Here is a 20,596-nt window from a genome sequence, read left to right as displayed (position 1 = left end):
TCTATAATTGTAATGAAATATAAATACTATGTTCACACTCATTTTCTAAACCGATAAAATTTAGTGTTTCAATAGCAGATTGATGCCCTAAATACTTTTGAATGACTGGTATAGGTATACCTTTTTGATAAGCATGATATGCAAATGTCTTACGCAATGTCGTTAGTCCTACATTCTCTATGCCAGCTTCAATTGATGCTTGATGAATAATTCGATATGCTTGCTGTCTAGATAATACTTGATTTGTTCGTAGTGATTGAAAAAGAACGTCTTCATTCGAAAGACTCCTGTCCTCTATATATTGAAGTAGTTCTTTCGATAATGTTTCTGGTAATTTAATTTTAATCAACGAATGAAAATGTGCTTTACACATTTCTGATAACGTACACTTTTCAATTAGTCTCTTAACTTGAGAGACTGTAATTGTTAATAATTCTGATACTTTCAATCCACTATGTATAGCTAACTTAAAGAATAAATAGTCACGTTCAGATTTTATCTTGAGCGCTTCATACATTTTAACAATATCATCATTAAATTTAATCGCTTCTACTTTATTCATTACTCAACCTCCCCTTGCTTTAAGTGTCTTAATCATAGCTATTTTATATTTTAGTTACATATATCTATTGCCTTTTTTATAGATTTTAAACATAGAAAATAAAATTAGCCATTTTATTATTTTATTTCGATATATAGTGTGAAAGGAGGTTTTAAAATATGAGTAAAATAAACCACATCACTATTGTATTATCATTTACAAAAGTAGACGCTAACGGCAAACAAACAGAATTTAAGCGTCGATTCGCCAACATTAACCCTGATGCATCAAACGACCAAATTAAAACATTCAGCAAACTTATCGAGCGACTTACTGGAGAAACATACAACAACATCGAAGTCATCAAATCTGTATCAATTTAATCAGGAGGACACTTTCATGACTAAAACACTTGAATTAAGTTTTAAATCTTCACTAGACAAGCCTGTAAAACTGCAATTACCACAATTAAACAACGTAGTGACCGAGCAAGTTGCACGTGATAGTATGAATGCGTTAGTAGATTTAAATATTATAAAGTCAAATAGTGGTACTATCACCAAAGTACATTCTGCTCAAATTATTGATAAAACAACAACTGTTTTATTTGAAGATAAGAAATAGATATAAAGAAAGCGCAATTAATTTAGTATAAATACTAACACCCTGGACTTTCATCATGATTGTCTAGGGTGATTTTGTTGTGTTAATGTCCTGTTTTTTTCAACATTATTGTAAATGAGTTGTATATTTTCTCTATAATGATAATGTATACATATGATTTTATTATTAACTTTGGAAAGTGAGACTTTATTCATATGCTTCTTTTCTATATCATTGGTGTCCTAGTTGGAATGCTTATTCCTATCCAAACATCTGTCAATTCAAGACTATCACTGTATACTAAATCGCCTTTCTATACTTCATTCATTTCATTTTCAGTTGGAACAATTTGTTTAATCGTCTTAAATATTTTTATAAATCCTGACGTTTTCTCATTACACTTTTTTAGTAATCAAACATTCAACTATACTTGGTTCGTTGGCGGATTACTCGGTGTTGGCTATTTAACTGGCAATTTATTGTTATTGCCAAAATTAGGTGCAACATTAACTGTAATTGCAACAGTTGCGGGCCAAATTATAATGGGTGTCATTATTGATACGTTCGGATTATTTGGTGCAACAGTTCATGATTTTAATTTAATTAAAGCAATTGGAGTACTACTATTAATTGTTGGTATCATCACAATGAATCAATTTAACAAGAATAATTTATTACTAACTGATCAAAAGTATTTACTGTTTTGGCTTCTCTTAGGATTTATTTTTGGTTTCTTTCCACCTATTCAAACGACAATTAATAGTGCTTTAGCAAGTCATACTCATTCACCAGCCTTTGCATCATTAGTTTCATTTACAATTGGGTCAATAACGCTGTTGATTTTAACCGCTATTTTTAATCGTTCTTTAAAACTAAAAACAAGTCATTTAAAATTCGGTAAATTAAAACCTATCTATTTTACTGGCGGTATACTTGGCATGGCTTTTGTAACAGCTAACATTATCTTAATGCCTCATATGGGTGCAGCATTAACAACACTTATTGGGATGTTTGGCCAGATTCTAATGGGCATATTGATAGATCACTTTGGATTATTTGGTTCACCTAAAATAGCAATGACATCCAGAAAAACTATTGGTCTATTATGCATTTTGACAGGCATTATACTTTTAAGATTATTTTAAATTAACTTTTAGCTTATCATTTTAACTTGTAATTATTTTTAAAAGTGATAAGCTATTTTTTTGTAATCTAAAAATCTTTAGAAAAGCGTTGATTTGGGTAGTATTCTTTGACACAACAAATTTTAATTTAGCAAATTAGACACTCAACTCATTCTTAAGACCTAAATTAATGTTGTTTTTTAATAATTTATACCAAATTAATAGCAAAAATTATGTTATTCGTGCTAATATTTCATAGTTGGTTATTCAATTAATTAAAAATAAGTCAAAATGCACAACTTTTTATAATTCATTGAGTCGAGTTTGAAAAATAAAAGTGCTTTAATGCATAATCAATTATCGTACTTTCTATTATTTGTTACCCGTTATCAATCGGAATAACGTATAGACACTTTAACGTGCTATAGATTGGTTTTAATCACTAAATTAATGTGTTTTTCGTATCATTAAAACTGCACTGAGAATTACTAAATTAAAAAAATTATAAAAATTTTTCATTTTTAGTGATAAAATTCTGAAAAATGGGTATAAATAGTAGAAGAAGTTAACTTGGAAGAGTTAAGCTATAACAAAGAATCTCTTTAGACACACATTGAATATCGAAACATTTAATTGCGCTAAATCGTTTCATTAAATAAATTACCTTGTATTGACGATTAAATTAAGGTAAATTATAAAAAATGCTGATATTTTTGACTAAACCAAATGCTAACCCAGAAATACAATCACTGTGTCTAATGAATAATTTGTTTTATAAACACTTTTTTGTTTACTTCTCATTTTTAATTAGTTATAATTAACTAAATAATAGAGCATTAAATATATTTAATAAAACTTATTTAATGCAAAATTATGACTAACATATCTATAATAAATAAAGATTAGATATCAATATATTATCGGGCAAATGTATCGAGCAAGATGCATCAAATAGGGAGGTTTTAAACATGGCAATTACAAAAATCAATGATTGCTTTGAGTTGTTATCAATGGTCACTTATGCTGACAAATTAAAAAGTTTAATTAAAAAGGAATTTTCAATTAGCTTTGAAGAATTCGCTGTATTGACATACATCAGCGAAAACAAAGAGAAAGAATACTATCTTAAAGATATTATTAATCATTTAAACTACAAACAACCACAAGTTGTTAAAGCAGTTAAAATTTTATCTCAAGAAGATTACTTCGATAAAAAACGTAATGAGCATGATGAAAGAACTGTATTAATTCTTGTTAATGCACAACAACGTAAAAAAATCGAATCATTATTGAGTCGAGTAAATAAACGAATCACTGAAGCAAACAACGAAATTGAACTATAATTTTGTTTAGCGCAATTTGGTGAAGTTTGATAGATGATACATTCTATTAAACTTCCTTTTTTTATGTCTTTTTTTCTAAATATAGAGAATTTATGTATAAATCGCGTGTATTCATTACATGATTATCTGACAATATGCATTCGCATCATAAAAATTTCATGCAAAATCATGTGAATGAGGCATCAATCAATGTTCTAGGTGATAAAATGTTATGTTTGCGGGGTCGAACATAAAGAATTTCGAAAAGAAATTCTACGGGCAAAGCAAGTTGGCGGGGCCCCAACACATAAGCTGACTGAAAGACAGCTTACAATAATGTGCAAGTTGGCGGACAACGATAAAGAAATACATTTCTTCAGAAATTAGTATTCCTATTTTAAAGTACACATTAGCAGTGTCTAATGATAAAGAACCACTACTTAATAAATCATCAGTGGTTCTTTATCATTTCTATCCCATATCATTTTCTATTTTACTTTTTCTAAAAAATTTAAATAATAATTCATAAATGCTTCTGGTTCTTCAATATGCGGTGCATGTCCTGAATGTTCGAAGATTTTTTTCGTTACATTTAAAAAATGCGCTTCCAATTTAAAATGATTCTTATCTTTAATCAAAGGATCATGTTCCCCATTAATTAACAAAGTAGGTACACATGTACGTTTTTTTAAATACATAGGTTCATCTTTATGCAAAATTAATGAACGAATTGCCACCGCACTATCATCCTCAGACTTAATGCTATATATTCTTTGTTTTTGATACCATTTCATCGTCTTCTCTTGATTTCTAAACAATTTAGAAAATAAAAGAATATACGCTTCAGACTTATTAAAACCCGCTATATCATCTTGATATTGAATTAACAATTGAGTAAAGCTGTGTATTAAGTCATCTTTCTTCGATGCAATGGTAGTTAATGATTTTACACGATAAGCATATTTATCTGTAAATAACTTAGCAACTACCCCACCTAAATCATGTCCTAGAATATGTGCCTCATGAATATTTAACTTCTCCATTAGAATTTTTAAATCCTCAACGTGATCGTTTAAATCGTATGATTCACTTTTAGAAGACTTGCCATGACCTCTTAAATCGTAAGTAAGTACTTTATATGATGATGCTAGTTGATGTTGCAAATCTTCAAATCCAGCTAAATTACCATCCAATCCATGAAGTAATATTATAGGATCCCCTTTACCTTCAATTTGATAAGTTAATTGGATTTGAGGATTAATTGTGACTTTATTCATTGTGACACCTCCCTCAATAAACTATATACCCAACCTTCATTCTATATACGCTTCCATTTTATAAACAATTTTTTTAAATTATTTATAAATTACAAAAAGTTATTCCAACAATAAAAAAACTATTCATCTCAATTAATACAATTAATCAAGTGAATAGTTTTATCATATTTATAATCTTGTACGTGAAGATAATCTAATTGTGAAATATATAACTAGAACTACTAATAATATCCATATAATTAATGAAAAAATCTGGGCTGATTGTGGATTATGAATCATTGCATCGACGGTTTTTTGACAAAATAATAAGCCGATTCCCGAAAACTCAAGTCGCTTATAAAATATGCCGGCAATTACTAAAATAATACCAATGAAAAAGAAAAATTGATGTCCAAAATTTGTAATTGGTATAACGCCCCAAGTAATATTAAATGCTTGTAATATAATTAATAACAAGGATATGATAGCGATAATTGTACCCATAATCATTTCTATTTTATTACTACGCAAGTAATTCTTTTGTGACACCCTTAGGTATACAACAATAGTCATTGGAAAAATCACTAAACAATAAAATAGACTCATTCCAGTAATAGCTTGAAACTGAACATACTGTTTATCATATAAATAGGATATGAGAATGAAGTTTATAATAAAGAAAATAACTGGATTCATTTGTAAAGCAAACAAATTCCTTTGAATCATTAATATGATTTGTGCTGGAGATTTTCTTTTATATTCAATATAATCTTGATCTTTCTTTTCAGAATTTTTTATATCAGTAATTACTTTCTCTTTAATATCATCAATCAAATGCGGTGATAAACCTTTATGATTAAAGTAATCTTCTATATTTTCTAGTAAAATTTTATCGTTAATACGCATTGGTAGTACTCCTTTAAAATGAAACATCTTTATTTATTGTATTGGTTTAATATCCCCTTCGCAAATCATAAAAATTTATATTCACTGTATTATGCCATGTAATAAAATAACCGACAAGTATTGCGATTTAACTTGTCGGTTAAGCACGATTAATTTAATTATTATTTTTCCAAATCAATACGATATAATTTTATGTTTTTATCTTTTGGTGCTGAGGCAAATTGATAAGTCGTTTTGCCTTTTTCAATATATCCAAAATTACCAGCAACTTTGCTATATTCCGTATGTGTTACTGCTTTGCCAACATAATTTTTAACAGCTTGATATGTTGGACCATTAGCATCATTATACATCATTGAAATATGAGTTACTTTACCATTGTTTTTCTTACCATCAGTAGTTACTAATAACATACCTTTTTTAGTATGAAATTCGTAATAATGTTCAGTTCCATCTTCATTGTAAGAATACATCGGATTTTTGTACTTAGTTAAAACATCTTTAATAGATTCGCCAATTTTCACATTTTCTAATGACTGATCACCCTTAATTAATTGTTTAACAGTATCAATAGAGTTGCCACTTGCTGCTTCGGCACTAGTGTTCGCTATGCCTACTCCCATTACAACAGAACATGCAATTATACTTGCCGTTAGTAGCTTTTTCATAAGCACTCTCTCCTTTTATTTATATCGTCTTGTGCTCACAACCATTATACAACAATCATTTCTAAAACAACAGTCATATTACAATTATATTACAAATAATAATTACTACTTTTATATTTCACTTATCACTAAAAATTAAACATGCTTTTCATCGTGATGTTTGTTGATAAATGAAGCTGTATCTTCAACGAATCTTTCTTGCTCTTCAACAAATGGGAATGCACTTGATTCTTGATATACTTCAAAGTCCGCATTTTTGATTAAATCAGCTACTTCTTTAGCTTCTAATCTTGTTGTTCTTTCACCGAATTCTCCTGCAATAATTTTTGTCGGTACTACGACATTTCTATAAGTTTGAGAAATATCAGCGTTTTTGAATACCTCTTTAACTGCTTGAATTTCTTCTTTAGTTGAAATTTCATTTGTATCTACGACATGTTTGAGGAATCGATTCATTTTTCTCGGACGATAATACTTGCGCTTATTTAAAAATTTATCTTGTTTTTCAGGATCCCAGTTTCGAATAATATGGGCATATTTTCTAAATAAACGTTCTTCCGGTAATTCACCTTCAATAGATGTTGGATTTACCAACATAAGTGATGATGTAAATTTAGGATAACGTACTGAAATATCCGCACCAATGATTCCACCCATTTCATGGCATACAAATGCAACTTCTTCAATGTATAAATATTTAAGTAATTCAACAATGTCATCAGAAAAATCTTTTATTTCAATGTGACGAGGTTTATCAGAATAGCCATGTCCACGTAAATCAATTAACACAACTTGAAATGATTTTGCTAATTCTGCTGCTAATTTATTAAACACAGAATAATTATCAAGTACAGTATGAATCAATACGATAGGATAGCCTTCACCTAATGTACTGTAATGTATCGATGTTCCATCTTTTCTAGTAAATAGATCCATAATTTTCTCCTTTATTATCATTTTTTATTGGTAAAATGGTTAATAATTCTTCCACTGTTGTAATTGTAAAATCAACTTCTTCTTCGAGTGGTTCAATTTCAGCATCTTCTTGTTTATACCATACACTAACCATGCCCATAGCTCGTGCTGGAGCTACATCATTTAACGCATCATCTCCAACATACATAATTTGCTCAGGTAATACCCCTAGTTGATCAATCATATCTTCAAAAATTTTAGGATGTGGTTTACGAAAACCAACTGTTTCTGATGTTGATAAATAATTAATAACATGCATCAAACCAAGTGAATGTAATCGAAATTGTTTAATCTTAGATTTACCATTTGCGATAACACCAATTTGAAAGCCTTTTTGCGATAGCTTTTCTAGTGTATATAAAGTATCGTAATAAGGAAATACATAACGATAAAAATGCATTTCAAAATCATTAAATAAGTCTTTCCAAGTTAGCCTATCTACATGGAAACGTTTAATGATTTCTTTATATAAATCAGGTTTATCATTATCTTCATCGTCATCTAGCTCAATAAATGCTTTTTTAAAATCTGCTAGTTGAACATGAATTAAGTAGTCATGAAATCGTTCATATTGCTCTTCGATAAATTTCTCTCGAGATTTAACTCTGTCCAACAACGTACCTTCTAAATCAAATACAACTGCTTTAATTTGATTCAAATCCATCGCTTATGCCCTCTTTATGTTTATAGTTATTTTTATTTTAGCAAATGTCATGTGCTAGTGTAACCGTTTCGACTGAGATATTAGCATGTAAAATAACACTGGTATACCAATTAATGCAATGATAATACTTGCCGGTATTTGTACTGGTGACAATATATGGCTACCAATAAAATCTGCCATAACCATTATTTGTCCTCCAATTACAATATTCAAAGCCAATTGTCTTCCTAATGATTGTTTCCACTGCCATTTTCTAATGAGTTGTGGTATCACCATACCAATGAATCCAATGATGCCAACATATGCGACATTTATCGCCGTTATCATAGAAGCTATACATAACGCGATATATGTAATTATTTGAACATTTAAGCCTAGTGACTGACTTTTTAGTTCTCCTAATTGCAATAACTTTAGTTGATTAAGAATGATAAATATACCAAACAGTGCAATGATAAATGTGATTGCTATTGTGGATACATTTGAGTATTCTGCATCACCAAAACCACCGAACAGATAATTGGCAATTGTATTTAATTTACGAGGTTTTAATAAAATCAAAAAATATAAAAGTGAATTGAATAATGCACCAATCATTAAACCACTTAATATTAAGATTCTAACTGGATATCCTTGGCTCAATACCGACGTAATGACTAATACAGTTATTAATGTTATCAAACTAAATGTTATTGAAAATACAGGAATCCATAACGTTGATAATCCTAAAAATAATGCTAATCCTGAACCAAATGTAGCACCGCTTGCCAATCCTAATGTAAAGCTATCTGCCAATGCATTATTTAAAACTGTTTGAAATATAAGGCCTGCAACAGTCAATATCATACCTGTCAACAATGCTTCTAATAATCTCGGTAATCTAACATTGATTAAAATAGACTGGTTAAATACATCATTGATATCCCCCAACTGCCAAAATAGATATATGCTAGTTGTTATAATCAATATAACCATCCAGCTCAATAATACTTTATTAAATGTCATAGCATTCTCTTTTCTTTCATCGATAATTACATTTATTATAGCAATCACATACTCGCGTTGCTATCATTCACTAAATATATTTTAAAAACCCCTTATCTCAAACATGTAATTTTTACTACATGTAGCAATAAGGGGCATAATTAGAATGGTTTATTTTCTATAAATTGCATCTCTTAATTCTTTTAATCCTTCATCAATACGTGGACCTGGTCTTGACACTTCATCACCATTTACAACTTCAATACGTGTATTCTTGACAGCATTAATTTTATTGAATCCACCTCTTTTTTTGATGATATCCATATAATCTGATCTTGTCTTAGCTTCCGTCGAAATTAATATATCTGGGTTCTTTTTAATAATACTTTCCTTCGTTACAGGGTTCCAACCATTAATGTCACTATAAACATTTTGGGCTTCTAATTTTTCTAACATATCATTGAAAAATGTATGCTTCCCTGCTGTATATATTTCAGGCTTTGATGAAACCTCAATAAATACTTTTGATTTTTTATGATGAGCAGGAATTGAATCTATGACTTTATCGATATTATCTTTAGTTTCCTCAACAAGTTGTTCAGCCTGCTTATCATGATGCGTTAATTTCCCAATTTGCTTAAATGTGTTGTAAGTTTCATCAATTGATTGTGCATCTTTAACATACACTACTTTGATGCCTTGTTTCTCTAATGATGACAATACTTTATTTGCAGTTGCCTTTTGCGACTCATGCGCAAGAATTAGATCTGGCTTTGCCTTTAAAAGTTCCTCTTTATTTAGATTCAAAGCATCAAATTGTTTCTTACCCTTTTTCACATCTTTTGGATAATCATCAACCGTTGAAACACCAACTATGTATTTACCTAATCCTAATTCATATAAAATTTCAGTATTACTAGGCATTAACGAAACAATTCTATGGTACGGCGATTTAGACGAGCCATTATCATCGCTACCTTGTTTATCATTATCTTTCATACCACAGCCACTCAGAACAAGCATAAAAATCAAAATAAAAGCAATTAACGATTTCTTCACATTATCACATCTCCTTTTTAATCCCACTTTTCGCTTTAGTGATTAGAGGCTTTTATGCAGTTGTGCGGTAGCATCCAACTGCGTTCCTCTTCACCTTTAGCGATTAGAGGCTTTTATGCAGTTGTGCGGTAGCATCCAACTGCGTTCCTCTTCACCTTTAGTGATTAGAGGCTTTTATGCAGTTGTGCGGTAGCATTCAACTGCGTTCTCCTTCGCTTTAGTGATTAGAGGCTTTTATGCAGTTGTGCCTTAGCATCCAACTGCGTTCCTCTTCATCTTTAGCGATTAGAGGGATTTATGCAGTTACTGCACAAACAAACAACTTTTTTTCTTTATATGCTTCTATTTATTATATAAGTCCACATACTAAAAGAAAATAGTAAATTATTTTTTATATTTCATATAAACTCATCTATCTAACTTCACAGCGTTTACTTTTTAAAGTAAGGTTCTAAAAAATCATAATTCTTTATATCTTTATCTCTAAAGTAATGTTTACCAAATACATCTAACAGAGCATGAAATTCATTAGCATCTTGATTTGTAAAATGATTTGGTAATGTGACTACTTTTTTTAATTGATCATAACTTTTAGTGTTTTCATATCCTAATTTATCATATATTTTTCTTGTATAGCTATCTGGAATAAATTCAATACGTCCGAATATATAAACAAGTAAGACATCTGCTGTTTCACTTCCAATACCTTTCAAAGATAATAATTCTTTTCTTAATTCAGCTTTATATCGCTCATTAATCTCTTGATAATTGAAATGATGTCGTGCTAACCATGTTAATAATGTTTTAATCGTCAGTGATTTACTTTTATAAAAGCCACTTGAATGAATCAATGATTGTAACGTTTCAATAGGTAGTTCTAATATATGATTTGGATTAAAATGCGTGTGTTCTTTAATCTGATTCAATGCAATTTCTGCATTTCGCCATCTAGTATTTTGAACTAAAATTGCACCTAACATCATTTCAATGTCATTATCAGCAGGCCACCAATTTTGAGGTCCCATATGCCTATATAACAATTTATACAATTCATCAGTTCCTAACATTTACATCCTCCTTTTAGAGCCCCTTGAGCTTTAGCGATTAGGGGCTCTTATACAGTTGTTGCGCAAGCAAGCCAACTGTATTCCTTTAACCCCCTTGAGCTTTAGCGATTAGGGGCTCTTATGCAGTTGTACCTTAGCATCCAACTGCGTTCCTCTTAACCTTATTCACATACTAAGCATTCCCAATATGTCACATACCTAATAAAAAACACTCCAACACAAAGTATCTTTCGAGAAACTCTACGTTGGAGTGTATATAAATGTTCTTACATTGATTCAGGTGCGCTTACACCGACCATTGCCAATGCATTTTTCAATGTAATTCTGACCGCTTCAATCATAGCAACATGTGCTTTTGTTTTTTCAATATCATCTGTTAACACTTTTTCAGCATTATAGAATTTATGGAAATGAGAAGCTAAATCTTGAATATAATTAGTAATTCTATGTGCTGATCTATGCTCAGCAGCACTTTCAATTGTAGGTTCGAAATCAGCTACTTTTTTCAACAATTCAATCGCTTTTTCATTTGTAATCGTTGTAAAATCATTCGCAGCAGCTACCTCAATTCCTTGCTCTTTCGCTTGTTTTAAAATTGAACAAATACGCGCATGTGCATATTGAGCATAGTAAACTGGATTGTCTTGAGATTGCTCTTTCGCTAATTCCATATCAAAATCAAAGTGACTATCAGGACTACGCATAGTTAAGAAATAACGTGCAGCGTCAACGCCAACTTCGTCCATAATTTCTCTTAATGTAATCGCATTACCAGTACGTTTACTCATCTTCACTTCTTTACCATTTTCCATTAAACGAACCATTTGCATGATTTGAATTTCTAAACGATTACTATCTACACCAAACGTTTCAAGAGATGCTTTCAAACGATTAATATAACCATGATGATCAGCACCAAATAAATCGATTAAAATGTCATTACCACGTTTAACTTTATCGAAGTGGTACGCAATATCTGGTAAGAAATAAGTATATGTACCGTCATTTTTAATTAATACTCTGTCTTTGTCGTCTTTAAAATCAGTTGTACGTAACCATGTAGCGCCATCAGCTTCATACGTATAACCTAATTCTTTCATTTTTGCTAAAACTTCAAGAATTTCACCTTTTTCATATAAAGATGTTTCACTAAACCAATTATCAAAATGCGTATTGAACTCTGCTAAATCATTTTTCAGTTTAGCCATTTCGTATTCTACGCCTAATTTTCTAAATTCTTTCAAACGTGCTTCTTCAGAATAATCTTTAATTTCAGGGTGTTTCTCTGCTAAATCTTTACCTATTTCAATAATATCTTTGCCATTATAGCCATCTTCTGGCATTGAATAACTATTGTCACCTAAAGCTTCAAAGAAACGTGTTTCAATCGAACGCGCTAAGTTAGTAATTTGATTACCAGCATCATTAATATAATATTCACGTGTTACATTATAGCCAGCTGCAGTTAAAATATTAGCTAAAGCATCACCAACTGCTGCATTTCTAGCATGACCAATATGTAAATCTCCTGTAGGGTTAGCTGAAACATACTCAAGCAATACATTTTGACCTTTTGATTCATTTACATGTCCAAATTGATCACCTTTTTCAATTGCTTCAGGAATAATTGCTGTTAAATACTGATTATCTAAGTAAAAATTAATGAATCCTGGACCAGCAATGTCAATTTGTTTTACATGTGCTTTTTCAGTATCTAAGTTATCAACAATCGCTTGAGCAATTTCACGAGGATTACGCTTTGCAATCTTAGTCAGTACCATCGCAATATTAGTAGCATAATCTCCATTTTTTGTATCTTTAGGAATTTCAATTTTAATATCAGGAATCTCATCTGCTAATCCTGCTTTGTTAATACTTGCTGCAATTTCTTCTACTAATGTTTGTTTCACTTGATCAATAATATTCATTCGCCTATCTCCTTATAGTTAATTTCATATTGATAAGAACCCATTTTTTCATTATCTTGATATAATTCATAATGAATCTTTAACTTGCCACCGTCTCCACTTACGAAATGTAAAATGCGTAATGTTTTAACTTCTAGTGGAATTCGTCCAGCCGATATATCGTAAAAAGTTGTTGTCGTTTGTCCTTCAACAAAATGCAAATTCATATTAATGTCGCCTTTACGAATCAACTTAACGCTATCATCATCCACTTTTATTGTAACATTAACTGTTGCATCCTCAATTTGTTCTACATACCGAATAAAGTTAGATTGCCTTTGTTGCCAAGTTCCTTCAGTAGTAAATTCAAATTTTTCTTTTTCGTTGTGCTGTTTCAACACTTGCTTTGTTTGAATACTTACTTTTTTATCCAATTTACTACTCACCTTAATCTTCGCATAATAGAAATATTATAGCATAAAATAAGGTCATCTTGTTATGCCTTCTTAAAGCTAAATAGGTTCAATTAATTAACAATTCCATACTTAATCAACGCTTCATATATGTAAGCCATTTTATAAAATACAAACAACACCTCAAAACCAAAAAAACACGAGATTTTCACTATCTTTCATGAAAACCTCGTGTTTGATTATAATGATAGTGTTTAGAGCACTACCTTCTTTATCTATATAGTCAGTTGATATTTTTAAAATTTAATAACCATTCTACCAGTTATAGTACCATTTTCCATTTCTTCAAAAATATCATTGATTTCTTCTAATTTTCTTAATTGAACTTTAGGTGTTACTTTATTTTCAGCAGCAAATTCAAACGCTTCACGTAAGTCTTGTCTTGTACCAACAAGTGAACCTACTACTTCAATACCATCAAGCACTAATCTTGGGATATCTAAGTTCATTTTATCAACAGGTAAACCAACGGCAACAACTCTTGCACCAGCTTTTACAACATCAACCGCTTGGTTAAATGGCGTCTTAGCAACTGAAGTTACCACTGTTGCATCTAATCCTTTGTTATCAGTTAATTTCATAACTTCTGCAACTGGATCAACATCTTTAGAATTAATAATAGCATCTGCACCTAATTCTTTCGCGAATGCTAATTTATCATCATTAATGTCGAAGGCAACAATTTTAGCCCCCATAACGTTTTTAGCATATTGTAAAGCTAGGTTACCTAAACCACCTATACCAAAAACACCTAACCATTGTCCAGGTTTTACATTACTTACTTTTACAGCTTTATAAGTTGTCACACCTGCGCATGTAATAGAAGACGCTGCTGCTGGATCTAATTTTTCAGGTACTTTCACAGCATAGTCTGCAGTAACAATAACTTGTTCAGCCATTGCACCATCTACTGTATAACCAGCATTTTTCACACTACGGCAAAGTGTTTCACGACCTGTTGTACAATATTCACATCTTCCACAGCTTTCGAACATCCAAGCGATAGACACACGGTCTCCAATTTTTAATGATTCTACATCTTCTGCAACTTCGATGACTTTACCAATACCTTCATGACCTAAAGTAACGCCTGTAACATCACCAAAATCAGCATTCTTAACATGTAAATCGGTATGACAAACGCCACAATATTCCGTTTGTACCAATGCTTCACCAGGTTTTAAAGCTCTTAACTTTTTGTCCTCAATACTTACTTTGTGATCTTTCGTTACAACTGCTGCTCTCATAATAATGTCCTCCTTATAGTCACTCCAGTATGTATGATATTAATTGGCGATTACTTTCAAAAATGAAAACGAATAATTATAGATGTAATTTTTATTTGTAATAGACGCCAGATTAAAATATACTACTGTGACTTTGTTTTTTAGTTAGATATCAACCGTTAACTTTTAACGTTTCCCTAGTTAATATGTTAAAAGAAATGACATAATCGATATGCTAACGTGTAATTTTTACTTCACATATATTTATTTAAAGATAATTTATAATACTCTTATCTTCACTCTTATTATAATGTGAATTAATTCACAAAGTATATAGCTATGATCAAAAAAATGTGTCAGTTATTCAAATTTTTATTAACTACAGATTAATTTAATTTCAAAAAAATTTAAAAAAACTCCCAATCAATCTAAGACTTTATTTTCACCTCAAGATTTACGTCGTCATTGAGAAATGAATCATATCTTTATAGATTAATTGGGAAATTTTAGTTTCTAATATTTAATTAAATGCTTGATGTAAAGCATCAGAAGAATGCTTCCACATACCTTCATCATGGTTCATTAAAAAGTCTTTTAAAATAGCTTTATTCTCGTCACCAATTTGATCAATGATAATATGATGTTTCATTGATTTATCCATCATATTAACATGTTCAGGCATACTTTTATAACCACGACGAATTGCTTTATTCACTAATAAATAGCACGCTGTTAAACCAGCATAATATGGTCCTTGTTCATTACGTTCTGTTGTTACCCAACACAACCAATATTCTTTAGCTTCATCGCCTTCAACAGCAGCTTTATCAGTAATCCATTTCACGCCTTTTTCAACTTTAGCGCGAGCATGCATGCCTCCAATATCAATATATGCTTCTTTGTTAGCAACATCGATAAAAACTGGTGCAATATTGTCTAAGCTAATTGAACCAATATTTGTACCTTTATGACCATCTAGAGGGTCATTTTTTATGATATTAAAATTAAAGCCTTTTTTCTCAGACAATGATATAACCTCCATATTTAACGATAACAATTTTAGCCCTGTTTAATTAAGCTCATTAATCAAATTTTCAATAGCTTCTCTAATTGTCTTATCTTTAATCTTTGCAACCATTTCTCTAGGATAATATAATTTATAGTCTTGGCGATTAATGCCTGTAATACTATGAATAACTAAAGATTGATTGCTTATTTCTCTAATCGTACCATCTTGTCTTAATAAATGAATCGGTTTGCGATTTGACCCAGGTCGATCATAGTCATATGGCAAATCCGAAAATGCTTCACTCACAAAATAATAATCTGGATTAATACCACCTGCTTCAAACAGTTCTTGCAGTTCTGATATTGTAATAATTGAGCCATCAAATGGAATATATTTAAATAAGTCTCGATTAATAAATCGACTTGCTAAATCACTTAAAATGGCATCATCTTCTTTTGTCCATTTTTCCAAATAATACGTAACTACCGCTTCATCGAGTTCAACATATTGTTCAATCGTAACTGTCTCTTCAAAAAATGGAATAAAATCATGTGGATGCAACTTAAATTCATAGCCTTCATTATAAAGCTGTTTTGCGCGTTTCAAACAATTATTAAGCAGCACTTCTCCACCACGACTAACTGGGTGGAAATAAATTTGCCAATACATTTGATAACGACTCATAATAAAGTTTTCAACTGCATGCATACCACTTTCTTTGATTAGTACTTCATCTTTAGAAGGTCGCATTAATCTTAAAATACGTTCCATATCAAAAGCACCATATGATACACCTGTGAAATACGCATCACGTTGTAAATAATCCATTCTATCCGCATCGATTTGTGAAGAAATCATCGAAATGACCAATTTATTATGATGCGTTTTATTAATTACTTCCGCAACTTCTCTTGGAAACTCAGGCGATACTTTACGTAATACAGCATTCACCTCAGTATCTCCAGTAATAATCGCTTGTGTGTATGCTTCATGGTCTGTATTAAATATTTTTTCAAAACTATGTGAAAATGGACCATGTCCTAAATCATGTAATAATGCAGCACATAATGCCAACGGTCTATCTTTATTGTCCCATGCATCATGACCAATAAATGACTCATCAATTAATCGTCTAACTATTTCATACACACCTAAAGAATGTCCAAAGCGACTATGTTCTGCTGTGTGAAAAGATAGGTACAGTGTTCCTAATTGTCTAATTCGACGTAACCTTTGAAATTCCTTAGTTTTAATTAAATCCCATATCAATTGATCTTCAACATGAATATATCGATGTATCGGGTCTTTAAAAACTTTTTCTTCTACTAATTTTAAATCTACATATGCGTTAGTCATTATTCCCCTCCTTTTCGTTTAATATAATATTTAATTTACTTAAAATGCTTTGTACATAAGTGCTAAGTCTAACTTTTCGCCATACATTTCTGGCTGATAAGAGCGTAAGATTGTAAAACCTTGCTCTTTATAGTAAGCTACTGCTTCTTCATTTTTATTATCTACTTCTAAGTAAACACCTTCAAATTTATCTTCAAAACGTGATAATCCTTCATTTAACAATGCTGTACCATAACCTGTATGTTGCGATTCTGGTTTAACATAATGAGCTGATAAATATAATTCTTCACCGTAAATAAAGTTAGCAAAGCCAACGATGTCATTACCTTCTTCAACGACTAAGAATAATTGTTCTTGAAGTCTTTTCTTTAAATGATGTTCATTATATGAAGCTTCTAACAAGTGATTAACTGTTGTCGCAGCGTATATATTTAAGTATGTATTAAACCAAGCTTTAGTTGCGACATCTCTAATTTGAACAACATCTTTTTCAGTTGCTTGTCTTACCTTGAACATGACTTTCTCCCCTTATTAACAAGTTTTAATAACGGCATTATACCACAACTTGCTCAATACTTAATAAACAATGATTGTCTATTCAATTTATATATTTATATTTTCCGTTAAAATTAAAAATAAAAAATAACGAAGCAAAAAAATCACTTCGTTTAGTATGAGGTATGTCTTATTGCAATATACTATTCCACTCAGTTGCACGTGCTAAGGCATAGTTGTCTTTCATGATGTCACCAGGCTTTTCAGCAGTTCCAATAATATAACCATTTAAAGTGGCACCTAAAAAGTCTAAACTATATTTCATTTGCGTAATTGCTGGCTTCGCTTTTATTTTTGGACAATCTCCACCAACTAAAATAACTCTAAAATCCTTTTCGGCCATTTGTGCCTTAAAATTAGGATATCGTTTATCTTGTAATGTTTCTGACCAATGTTCGATAAATGCTTTCAATGGTGCTGAAATGCTATACCAATACACTGGTGATGCAAAAATAATTGTATCACTAGCCAATATTTTATCTAGAATCGGCAAATAGTCATCGTCATATGAAGTAATAGTCTCTGTTGTATGTCTCACGTCACGTATCGGTTTAAACTGATGTTGTGTCACGTCAATCCATTGATACTCTAAATCTTGCAAAGCGAATTTTGTTAATTGTGCAGTATTACCGTTTGGTCTACTCCCACCAAACAAAACAGTAATCATTTTAGCCTAACCTCACTTTTGATTAATAAATATCTGTGTTTTTCGTTACCTAATTATACTATCATAAGCTTTGCCTACCGGATAGTAAAACGCTTACAACTTTTATATAAATTTGACGAAATTTCGTCATGCCTTATATAACGTCGTTTGTGATGGGAGTGGGACAGAAATGATATTTTCGCAAAATTTATTTCGTTGTCCCACCCCAACTTGCACATTATCGTAAGCTGACTTTTCGTGAGCTCTATGTTGGGGCCCCCACCCCAACTCGCATTGCCTGTAGAATTTCTTTTCGAAATTCTCTGTGTTGGGGCCCACACCCCAACTTGCATTGCCTGTAGAATTTCTTTTCGAAATTCTCTGTGTTGGGGCCCCTGACTAGAATTGAAAAAACTTTGTTACAAGAGCATTTTTGTTCAGTCAACTACTGCCAATATAACTTCGTAGAGCATAGAACATTGATTTATGTCCCAGCCTGATGTCACCATTAAATACAATTCATTTAGTCTTCAATTGGAAACAGTTCATCGATATATTGAATCTCATCATCTGATAAAACGATATCTGCAGCTTTAATATTTTCAATGACTTGTTCTGCACGTTTTGCACCAGGAATAATCACATCGATAGCTGGTCTTGTTAAATAAAATGCTAATACAATGTTCGCAATTGAAGTTTGATGTGATGTGGCTATTCTTTCCAAAGCTTTTACGCGACGCACATTCTCTTCAAAAACACCTGGTTTAAAATCACGACGTGTAGTACGATGGTCACTAAATTTAGTGTTCTCATCATATTTTCCAGCTAAAATACCGGATGCTAATGGGAAATATGGAATAAATGTGATTTGGTGATTAACACAATATTGTAATACTGCCTCATTTTCGCGATGCAATAAATTATATTCTAACTGTACAACATCAACGTAACCATCTTTATTTGCTTCTTTAAGTTGATCTAATGTGAAATTTGATACACCAATGGCTTTAATCTTCCCTTGTTCCTTAAGCTCTTGTAATGCTGCAACTGCTTGATCTTTCGGAGTGTTGTCATCAGGAAAATGAATATAATATAAATCGATATAATCAGTTTGTAGACGTTTCAAACTATTCTCAACTTGTTGTTTTAAATATTCCGGTTGATTGTTCTGATGTACTTCTTGATTTTCATCAAATTCATGAGAACCTTTCGTAGCAATTTTAATTTGCTCTCGCGGATATTCCTTAACAACTTCTCCAACCAATTCTTCTGATCGTTCTGGCCCATAAATATATGCCGTATCTAATAAATTAATACCATGATTAATGGCTTGACGAACAACATCTTTTCCTTGTTCTTCATCTAAGTTCGGATATAAATTATGCCCACCTACTGCGTTCGTCCCAAGTGCGATTGGAAACACTTCAACATCAGATTTACCTAAGTTTACAAATTGCTTCATTAGACCCAGCTCCTTATCTTTATAACTTTTCCACTATCACACTATCATGATTTAATACAACTTCCAAATGTTAGAATTAGGGTTTGAATTTAGGCGGTGTATTAGAGAATTGTTATGTAGAACTCAGTTAAAATAAGTATTGCTTAAGTTGATATTCACATAGCGCGATTGCTCGTTAGCCTTTAAATTACATGTACTTTTTTGTATCAGAAATTGAAAAATCATTTAAGAACGACAACATTAAATCCATTACAAATTCAATTAGAAATACTATAATGTTTTGATTTGCATAACAAAGAAATTAAAACTGTTAATATTAACATGGGATATCCATTATAAAATATTCATCTTTGTAGTTGATAATTCTATATTTCGGATTTTTATTCATTCTATCTATGAGTCAAATTTTTATATTAAATTTAATAATTTTAGATTTAAAAACCTCATTTATTATTCAGCTTTTTTAAGAAGTATTACATGAGCTTTTTTAATGCCAATGGGAACAATGTTTATAAAAAAGAAAAACATAGTTACTGCACCCCAACAGATAAATATAATTATATTTTGAACATCTATAGTTATCAGGGCATATAAAGTGAAAAATGAAAAACCACCGAAATATAAATATGCAAATATTATAAAGAAAAAATGTTTTAAATTAGGTAGCATGAAATGCTCCCTTCAAAGTAGACATTGAAAAAATGAAAACTTTGAAGGGAGCTTTATTTATGTCAATAAAACCTAAAGTAGACATAGATGTACTGCTATATATGTTTCAAGAATATGAAAAAGG

20 protein-coding genes and 3 pseudogenes are annotated in these 20,596 nt (G+C 30.9%); 4 read left to right on the top strand and 19 right to left on the bottom strand.

The window, feature by feature from the left end; genetic code table 11:
- Window position 1 precedes the first annotated feature (1 nt).
- Window positions 2–562 carry a tyrosine-type recombinase/integrase gene (locus IDG45_RS12385; RefSeq protein WP_001044912.1) on the bottom strand — a complete coding sequence of 187 codons (561 nt, stop codon included), beginning with the start codon at window positions 560–562 and terminating at the stop codon, window positions 2–4.
- A gap of 158 nt (window positions 563–720) precedes the next feature.
- Here IDG45_RS12385 and sroA point away from each other — a divergent pair, with 158 nt between their 5' ends.
- From sroA to sarA, 4 genes are all read left to right on the top strand, one after another.
- Window positions 721–924, top strand: coding sequence for a sigS mRNA-stabilizing protein SroA (sroA, locus tag IDG45_RS12380; protein ID WP_000036087.1), 204 nt, complete (start codon window positions 721–723; stop codon window positions 922–924).
- Between the two features lie 16 nt (window positions 925–940).
- Window positions 941–1,165, top strand: a complete 225-nt coding sequence (locus IDG45_RS12375) for a DUF2922 domain-containing protein (RefSeq protein WP_000169042.1) — start codon at window positions 941–943, stop codon at window positions 1,163–1,165.
- A gap of 194 nt (window positions 1,166–1,359) precedes the next feature.
- Window positions 1,360–2,289 carry a DMT family transporter gene (locus IDG45_RS12370; protein ID WP_001807229.1) on the top strand — a complete coding sequence of 310 codons (930 nt, stop codon included), beginning with the start codon at window positions 1,360–1,362 and terminating at the stop codon, window positions 2,287–2,289.
- A 947-nt stretch (window positions 2,290–3,236) separates the two neighbouring features.
- Window positions 3,237–3,611 (top strand): global transcriptional regulator SarA, encoded by a 375-nt coding sequence (gene sarA / locus IDG45_RS12365; protein ID WP_001018677.1) that lies wholly within the window; start codon window positions 3,237–3,239, stop codon window positions 3,609–3,611.
- 467 nt (window positions 3,612–4,078) lie between these two features.
- Here the strand turns inward: sarA and IDG45_RS12360 are convergent, their stop codons facing one another.
- The 18 genes and pseudogenes from IDG45_RS12360 to IDG45_RS12275 all read right to left on the bottom strand — a co-directional run.
- A complete protein-coding gene (locus tag IDG45_RS12360) occupies window positions 4,079–4,867 on the bottom strand; it encodes an alpha/beta fold hydrolase (RefSeq protein WP_001045422.1) in 789 nt (262 codons plus the stop codon).
- A 168-nt stretch (window positions 4,868–5,035) separates the two neighbouring features.
- A complete protein-coding gene (locus IDG45_RS12355) occupies window positions 5,036–5,752 on the bottom strand; it encodes a hypothetical protein (protein WP_001222133.1) in 717 nt (238 codons plus the stop codon).
- Between the two features lie 161 nt (window positions 5,753–5,913).
- Window positions 5,914–6,420, bottom strand: a complete 507-nt coding sequence (locus IDG45_RS12350; RefSeq protein WP_000735554.1) for an SA0570 family protein — start codon at window positions 6,418–6,420, stop codon at window positions 5,914–5,916.
- 135 nt (window positions 6,421–6,555) lie between these two features.
- The gene (locus IDG45_RS12345) at window positions 6,556–7,356 is read right to left on the bottom strand and encodes an alpha/beta fold hydrolase (protein WP_000362970.1); all 801 of its coding nucleotides are present in this window, start codon (window positions 7,354–7,356) and stop codon (window positions 6,556–6,558) included.
- Complete coding sequence (locus IDG45_RS12340; protein WP_000365354.1) at window positions 7,340–8,059, bottom strand: HAD family hydrolase; 720 nt, start codon at window positions 8,057–8,059, stop codon at window positions 7,340–7,342. Before IDG45_RS12340 ends, IDG45_RS12345 begins: the two co-directional genes overlap by 17 nt.
- A gap of 54 nt (window positions 8,060–8,113) precedes the next feature.
- The gene (locus IDG45_RS12335; protein ID WP_000143692.1) at window positions 8,114–9,064 is read right to left on the bottom strand and encodes a FecCD family ABC transporter permease; all 951 of its coding nucleotides are present in this window, start codon (window positions 9,062–9,064) and stop codon (window positions 8,114–8,116) included.
- Window positions 9,065–9,214: 150 nt separating this feature from the next.
- A pseudogene (locus IDG45_RS12330) lies at window positions 9,215–9,994 on the bottom strand (ABC transporter substrate-binding protein); the annotation flags it as partial.
- 539 nt (window positions 9,995–10,533) lie between these two features.
- On the bottom strand, window positions 10,534–11,169 hold the full coding sequence (locus IDG45_RS12325; RefSeq protein WP_000901755.1) for an endonuclease III domain-containing protein: 636 nt from the start codon (window positions 11,167–11,169) through the stop codon (window positions 10,534–10,536).
- A gap of 266 nt (window positions 11,170–11,435) precedes the next feature.
- Window positions 11,436–13,097 carry an arginine--tRNA ligase gene (gene argS / locus IDG45_RS12320; protein WP_001021130.1) on the bottom strand — a complete coding sequence of 554 codons (1,662 nt, stop codon included), beginning with the start codon at window positions 13,095–13,097 and terminating at the stop codon, window positions 11,436–11,438.
- Window positions 13,094–13,510, bottom strand: a complete 417-nt coding sequence (locus IDG45_RS12315) for a YwiB family protein (protein WP_000359086.1) — start codon at window positions 13,508–13,510, stop codon at window positions 13,094–13,096. Before IDG45_RS12315 ends, argS begins: the two co-directional genes overlap by 4 nt.
- A 92-nt stretch (window positions 13,511–13,602) precedes the next feature.
- Window positions 13,603–13,711 (bottom strand): annotated as a pseudogene (locus tag IDG45_RS12310) (hypothetical protein).
- 74 nt (window positions 13,712–13,785) lie between these two features.
- Entirely contained in the window at window positions 13,786–14,796 is a 1,011-nt protein-coding gene (adhP, locus tag IDG45_RS12305) for an alcohol dehydrogenase AdhP (protein WP_001200748.1), read from the bottom strand.
- A 499-nt stretch (window positions 14,797–15,295) separates the two neighbouring features.
- On the bottom strand, window positions 15,296–15,817 hold the full coding sequence (locus IDG45_RS12300) for a YwhD family protein (protein ID WP_072358138.1): 522 nt from the start codon (window positions 15,815–15,817) through the stop codon (window positions 15,296–15,298).
- Window positions 15,818–15,844: 27 nt separating this feature from the next.
- Window positions 15,845–17,140 carry an HD domain-containing protein gene (locus tag IDG45_RS12295; RefSeq protein ID WP_000180234.1) on the bottom strand — a complete coding sequence of 432 codons (1,296 nt, stop codon included), beginning with the start codon at window positions 17,138–17,140 and terminating at the stop codon, window positions 15,845–15,847.
- A gap of 39 nt (window positions 17,141–17,179) precedes the next feature.
- Window positions 17,180–17,656, bottom strand: a complete 477-nt coding sequence (locus tag IDG45_RS12290) for a GNAT family N-acetyltransferase (protein ID WP_000477505.1) — start codon at window positions 17,654–17,656, stop codon at window positions 17,180–17,182.
- 169 nt (window positions 17,657–17,825) lie between these two features.
- Window positions 17,826–18,362, bottom strand: a complete 537-nt coding sequence (locus IDG45_RS12285) for a flavodoxin family protein (protein WP_000633786.1) — start codon at window positions 18,360–18,362, stop codon at window positions 17,826–17,828.
- A gap of 502 nt (window positions 18,363–18,864) precedes the next feature.
- On the bottom strand, window positions 18,865–19,803 hold the full coding sequence (locus IDG45_RS12280; protein ID WP_054193808.1) for an aldo/keto reductase: 939 nt from the start codon (window positions 19,801–19,803) through the stop codon (window positions 18,865–18,867).
- Between the two features lie 450 nt (window positions 19,804–20,253).
- Window positions 20,254–20,472: pseudogene (locus IDG45_RS12275) on the bottom strand (DUF443 family protein); the annotation flags it as partial.
- Window positions 20,473–20,596: the final 124 nt, after the last annotated feature.

This window comes from Staphylococcus sp. EG-SA-10, assembly GCF_017151945.1.
Classification (GTDB): domain Bacteria; phylum Bacillota; class Bacilli; order Staphylococcales; family Staphylococcaceae; genus Staphylococcus; species Staphylococcus aureus.
This window is presented reverse-complemented; position numbering and strand designations above follow the sequence as displayed.